The sequence below is a fragment of the Peptoniphilus sp. genome, from assembly GCF_050943655.1.
Classification (GTDB): Bacteria; Bacillota; Clostridia; order Tissierellales; family Peptoniphilaceae; genus Peptoniphilus_A.
Genome location: NZ_JBMNPQ010000082.1, coordinates 1 through 6,309 on the forward strand (window position 1 = coordinate 1; position 6,309 = coordinate 6,309).

Annotated in this window: 5 protein-coding genes; all 5 read right to left on the minus strand. The window is 34.4% G+C overall.

Annotated elements, in window-relative coordinates:
* Positions 1–249: 249 nt before the first annotated feature.
* Positions 250–1,212: an ABC transporter permease gene (locus ACOX6R_RS06915; RefSeq protein ID WP_433448629.1), complete on the minus strand. Its 963-nt coding sequence runs from the start codon at positions 1,210–1,212 to the stop codon at positions 250–252.
* Entirely contained in the window at positions 1,205–2,386 is a 1,182-nt protein-coding gene (locus tag ACOX6R_RS06920; RefSeq protein ID WP_433448631.1) for an ABC transporter permease, read from the minus strand. Before ACOX6R_RS06920 ends, ACOX6R_RS06915 begins: the two co-directional genes overlap by 8 nt.
* Complete coding sequence (locus ACOX6R_RS06925) at positions 2,373–3,905, minus strand: ABC transporter ATP-binding protein (RefSeq protein ID WP_433448633.1); 1,533 nt, start codon at positions 3,903–3,905, stop codon at positions 2,373–2,375. The genes ACOX6R_RS06920 and ACOX6R_RS06925 overlap by 14 nt, the downstream gene beginning before the upstream one ends.
* Before the next feature lie 167 nt (positions 3,906–4,072).
* Complete coding sequence (locus tag ACOX6R_RS06930; protein ID WP_433448635.1) at positions 4,073–5,167, minus strand: BMP family lipoprotein; 1,095 nt, start codon at positions 5,165–5,167, stop codon at positions 4,073–4,075.
* A 144-nt stretch (positions 5,168–5,311) separates the two neighbouring features.
* Positions 5,312–6,309: hypothetical protein (locus tag ACOX6R_RS06935; protein WP_433448637.1), on the minus strand; the 998-nt coding region annotated here is incomplete at its 5' end.

The window sequence follows — 6,309 nt, forward strand, 5'->3', positions numbered from 1 at the left end:
AATAATTTTTAGCTTTTTAAACTCACCCCATTGCGGCGATGTTTTTATATTTTAAATTTATATCGTCCCTAAAGAATAGTTTTTTCTTTTAAGCTCGTTAAATTCCATCACTCTATAAACTTTTAAAAACTATTAGAATATAATTTTAAATTTCAGGTTATCCTTTATTAACTTAATGGATTTTAAATTATTTTCGCACACAATCTTATACGAAAAAAGACTTCCAAAAAGGAAGCCTTATAAATTTAATTATTTATTTCTTTCATATGGGATACCATCTGCAGAAGGTGCTCTTGAACCTTTTACAAAGGCAATTAAAACTATTAGAGTTATCACATAAGGAATCATTGAAAGTAAGTTTGTATCAATTTTAATTCCCTGTGATCCTAAGAATACTGATAGACCTTGAGCAAATCCAAACAGTAGACATGCAGCCATTGCTCCATGTGGTCTCCATCCACCAAATATAACTGCTGCAAGAGCGATAAATCCTTGACCAGAAATTAATGTCTCTCTAAAGTTAGAAACTACTGCAAGTGACATTGACGCTCCGCCAAGTCCTGCTAAAAATCCAGAACCTAAGACGCATATATATTTAATTGCATAGGCATTTACTCCAAGAGTTTCTGCAGCCTTTGGATGTTCGCCGACAGCTCTTATTCTAAGACCAAGCTTTGTCTTATAAAGAATAAAATACATCAACAGTACCAAAATAAATGAAATGTATACTGATGCATATTGTGCAAAGACAATATCTAAAAATTTAACAAATCCACTGCTTGCCACAGCTTGATCTGTGAAGATGTTCTTAAAAAGTACTGGCAATTTATTTGCATAAGGAATTGACTTAGACATTGCAGCTCCATCGAAGAATATTCTACACAAGAAAACTGCAAGTCCTGGACCAATTAAGTTTATGGCAATACCACTTACTACATGGTCTGCTGCAAAATGTATTGTTGCAATTGCATGAAGAAGTGCAAGGAGCATTCCTCCAAGACCACCGCATATAAATGCAAGCCAAGGATTACCAACATAATATCCTACAATTGAACCTATGATTGCTCCAATTGCCATCATGCCTTCAAGTCCAATGTTTACAACACCTGAGTTTTCACTTAAAACTCCGCCAAGAGCTGTGTAGATTAGGGGTGCTGAATAAAGTAATGTTATTGAAAGAATACTTGCAATATTAAGTGCTATATTATTCATCTTTACCTCCCATGCTCTCGTCCTTTTTTACTTCTGTGTTTAAGATAGGATCTGGTGTACCCTTTTCTATCTTTTGATTCTTGCTATCGCTCTTCCACTTAGTGAAGAATAATTTTATCATATCCAAAAGTTTTGGCATTGCTATAAATAAAATCATAATTCCAACGATTATATTTATAACTTCTGAATAAGTTCCAATAGTTGTAAGCTTTCCGCCACCATAACTTAACCCGGCATACAGAAGTGCCGCCGGTATCGTTCCAAGAGGCGAGTTACCTGCAATTAATGAAACTGCCATTCCATCAAAACCATAGCCCTCTTGAGCTGCCATTATACCGATGTTACCAGAAACACCAAGAACAGTGATTGCTCCTGCAAGTCCTGAAAGTGCTCCTGCAATACCCATTGATTTCATAATGGCTTTGTTTATGTTTATTCCGCCATACTCTGCGGCTTTTGTGTTAAATCCAACAGCGCGAAGTTCATATCCTAAAGTAGTCTTCTTTAAGATATACCAAATTACAATTGCGGCAACAATTGCAATAATAAGACCCCAGTTAACTGGTGGATTTAAAATATCTCTTAAAAATTTATTGTTTCGCAAAACTTCTTTTCCTGCAGCGCTCGTCTTCCATGATCCTAAGATTCTAATGGATGCACTGTTTTTAATTGAATAGGAGTTGTCAGATTCAATACTTCTAATCGCACTAAAACTGAGCAAATAGTTACTCAGATAAAAGGCAATCCAGTTCATCATAATAGATGAGATAACTTCATTAACTTGGAATTTCGCCTTGAAAAATCCGACTAATGCTCCCCAAATAAATCCACATAATAATCCGCACAAAAGTGCAACAATTCCATGAACAACTGGTGGAAGATCTAAAAGTAGTCCAGCAAGTAGCGCCCCAATTGAGCCCACTATGTACTGTCCTTCTGCTCCTATGTTAAATAGTCCAGTATTAAACGCAAAGGCAACTGAAAGTCCTGTCAAAATTAATGGAATGGCCTTTACTATAGTCCAGGAAATATATTTTGGTTTTCCAAATGCTCCTACAAAAATAACTTTATAGGCCTCAAGTGGATTAGTTCCACTGATTAATAAAACTATTGAACCCACAATCATTCCCAAAAGCATTGCAAGGAGTGTATATACAAATCTATTCCTCTTCATCATTACCTCCTGCCATATAAAGACCTATCTCTCTTTCATCAGTATCTTTTGCGTCGAAAGTTTTTAAAATTTGTCCATCAAAGATTACAGAAATTCTATCAGAAAGAGCCATAATTTCATCCAGTTCAAAAGAAATTAGTAGCACGGCTTTTCCCTTGTCTCTCTGCTCGATTAAAAAGTTTCTTATATATTCAATAGCACCAACATCAAGACCCCTTGTAGGTTGTGCTGCTATTAATAAATCTGGATCATCAGATATCTCTCTTGCCAAAATAACTTTTTGTTGGTTACCTCCAGAAAGTGATCCAGCAAAATAATCTATATTATTAGGCCTTACATCATAATTTTTTACAAGCTTTTTGGAGTATTCTCTTATCTCCTTTGATTTCAAAATACCCTTGTGTGAAAATGCCTCTTTATTGTAATTTTTTAAAATCATGTTTTCGGCAATTGTAAAATCAAGGACGAGTCCTCTTACTTGCCTGTCTTCAGGAATTGAATTTAGACCTGAATCAATAATCTCTCTCGGAGTTTTATTTGTAATATCCTTGCCATTAAAAGTAACTTTTCCGCTCTCAATACTTCTTAGACCTGTAAGAGCATCAATAAGTTCAGATTGTCCATTGCCATCTACTCCGGCAATGCCGTGTATTTCTCCAGCCTTTACATCTAAATTAAATCCTTTTAATTTGTTGACATCTCTTGCATCCTTTACAACTAAATTTTCTACTGTTAAGATAGTGTCGCCTGGATTTTGCGGTTTCTTATTGACATCAAGGTGAACGGCACGTCCAACCATCATATCGGCAAGCTCTGCCTCAGTTACATCTTTGACATTTACTGTATCAATTTTCTTTCCACGTCTAATAATAGTACAGCGATCAGCCATTCTTTTGATTTCTTTTAACTTGTGAGTGATTATAATTACAGATTTTCCTTCATTTGATAAATTTGTAATAATTTCAATCAGCTCATCAATTTCTTGTGGAGTTAAAACTGCAGTCGGTTCATCAAAAATTAAAATGTCGGCGCCTCTGTATAAAACCTTTAAAATCTCAACCTTTTGTTGAGTACCTACAGATATGTCTTCGATTTTTGCATCGGGATCAATTTTAAATCCATATCTGTTGGCAAGCTCCATTACATCTTCTCTTGCCTTTTTAATATCAATTTTTCCGCCACTTACGGGCTCCATGCCAAGAATAATATTTTCTACTATTGTAAAGGGCTCAATCAACATGAAGTGCTGGTGCACCATTCCAAGCCCTGCCTTTATGGCATCGTTTGGATCCTTAAATTCTTTTTTTTCACCATTTATATAAATATCGCCTGAAGTTGGAGAGTACATTCCATAGAGCATATTCATTAGCGTAGACTTACCAGCTCCATTTTCTCCCAAAAGAGAATGTATCTCGCCTCTTTTTACGTCAAGATCGATATTGTCATTAGCCGTGAAATCTCCAAATTTTTTAGTAATATTTTTCATATACACAGCTATGCTTTTATCATTTTCCAACATAAACGCTCTCCTTTACATCGATAATTAAATTATACCAAAGACAAGAGTGTTTTCACAATAAAAACAGCAAATAAATAAAAATGAGCACAAAAAAAATAGTGCGAGGATGGTTCCCCTCACACTATTATGATATTAAAAAGTGCCACATAAGTGACACTTCTTAAAAATTATTTGTATTCTTCGTAAGTTTCTTGATTGTATGGAACTTTGATTTCTCCATCAATAATTTTCTTAGAAATTCCGTCGATTTTTTCAAGAATTTCTGGTTTTACATTTTTATCAGATGTTGGTGCAATTCCAACTGCTCCTTCGTCAGAAAGTCCAAGTTCAATTGTTCTTCCACCTTCGAATTCGCCGTTTTTCATTTGTTCAACAACTTGATAAACTGCAACGTCTGCGTTTTTCATAGCTGAAGTTAATACATTGTCTGGTGCTAAGTCGTTTTGGTCTCTATCAACACCGATAGCCCATTTGTCAGCTTCTTTAGCTGCTTCGATAACGCCTGCTCCAGCTCCACCAGCTGCGTGGAATATTACGTCAGCACCGTTTTGGTACATTGTAGTTGCAATTGATTTACCTTTTTGAGCATCAGAGAAGTTACCTACATATTGAGATAAGATTTCGATTTCTTCTCCCTTTTCTTTTGCTGCGTAATCAACACCAGCTCTGTAACCATATTCAAATCCCCAAATGATATTTCCTTCTTGTCCACCAACAAAACCAACTTTGTTAGTTTCAGAAGTCATACCAGCAATGTATCCAACTAAGAATGATGGCTCTTGAGCTCTAAACATGATACCTAAAAGATTATCAGGTGCTTCAACTTTGTTTCCGTTTTCGTCAACAGTAACATCTACGTCAACGATTGCATAGTTGATTTCTGGATAAGAATTAGCTGCTTCGTTAATAGCTGCGCCCATTTTGAAACCTGCTCCAAAGATTAAATCCTTTTCTTGATCAGCAAATGTTTCAAGGTTTGGAGTGTAGTCTTTTGAGTCTTTTGATTCAAGATACTCAGCGTTAATTCCAAGTTCATCTTTTGCTTTTTTAAGTCCTTCCCAAGCACCTTGGTTGAAAGATTCGTCGTTTACTCCACCTTCATCAGTTACAAATCCTACGTTTAAGTCTGTTTTTTCCTCTGTAGCTGCTTCTTTGTTGCCGGCATTATTTGCTGGTGCGTTTTCTTTTTTGTTACCACCACAAGCAACAAGTCCAAGCATTACAAGGAAAATTGTAGATAGTAATACTATTTTTTTCTTCATAGCTGCCTCCTATTTCTTATTACAATTTTAATTATATAGTATATTAAATCTTATTTCAATACGGAAACTTACCCTATTATTTACTAAGCCTTTACATTATTATTAAATAAAAAACTCAACCACAAAAGCAGTTGAGTCTTAACCTTAAATAAATGTTCTTGGAATTATAAATAGCACAATTGATGCTATAAAATAGCAAATTGTAAACGCCAAGGACTGTTTGAAGTCATTTTTATTTAATTTCATATCTTCTTTAGATAGAAGTTTTGCAACAATTGATGCAATAAATGCAAGTATTGGATAAGCAATTAAAATTCCAAGATTGCTTGTTCCCTTTCCAATGAATCTATAAAATGTAGGAATCATTATGAAAAGAGCAGCTAAGAAAATCATCAAATTGCCTCTGTTCATCCAAATTAATCCAAGTGTTGCTATTGCCAAAACAATAAATAGAACAGTTGAAATTGTATTTATTGTGGAGATTTTGCTGACCAATTTTTCGTTAACAGTTTCAAGTTTATTTATGTAATAACCTGAATTGTTGAAAGCTTCTTTTATGCTATCAGTCTTCTTTGTACTTTCTTGCCAGTCACTAACTTTTGCATTTGTGACAAAAACTGATGCATTTTCAACTAATTGTGATCCTGAAAAATATAGTGGAGATGGCTTGTAATAAACTGTAAAGTCATAGTCACCGATACTTTCAGTTAAATCCAATTTTATTTCACTTTTTGCAATAAACTCTTTGTTATCTGTCTTGTTGAAGAAGTCTTTTAACTTTAACTTTTCTTGGAACAAAGACTCATTTACCTTGTCAAAATCGCCCTTTAAATTAGCTTTTGAATTTTTATAATTAACTCCTTCGCCAAAGAAAATTTGTCTTACAGGAGTTCCTAAAATTCTTGCAGTTGAATCTTCGCCTGTGTAGTTAAACTTAATATCATATTTAACTAACTTTTGGTCGCCCTTTCCTACTGTGGACCTAAATACATTAAAATCGTTAATTCCTTCAGCATTATTAAACACAATGCCGTCAAATTCCCTATTTACATTTGAATTTGGCCAAAGAAGAGATTCACTAAAAAAAGAAGTAAGAGAAAATAGTAATAAAACTAAAACAAAAATTGCAAATATTACAACCT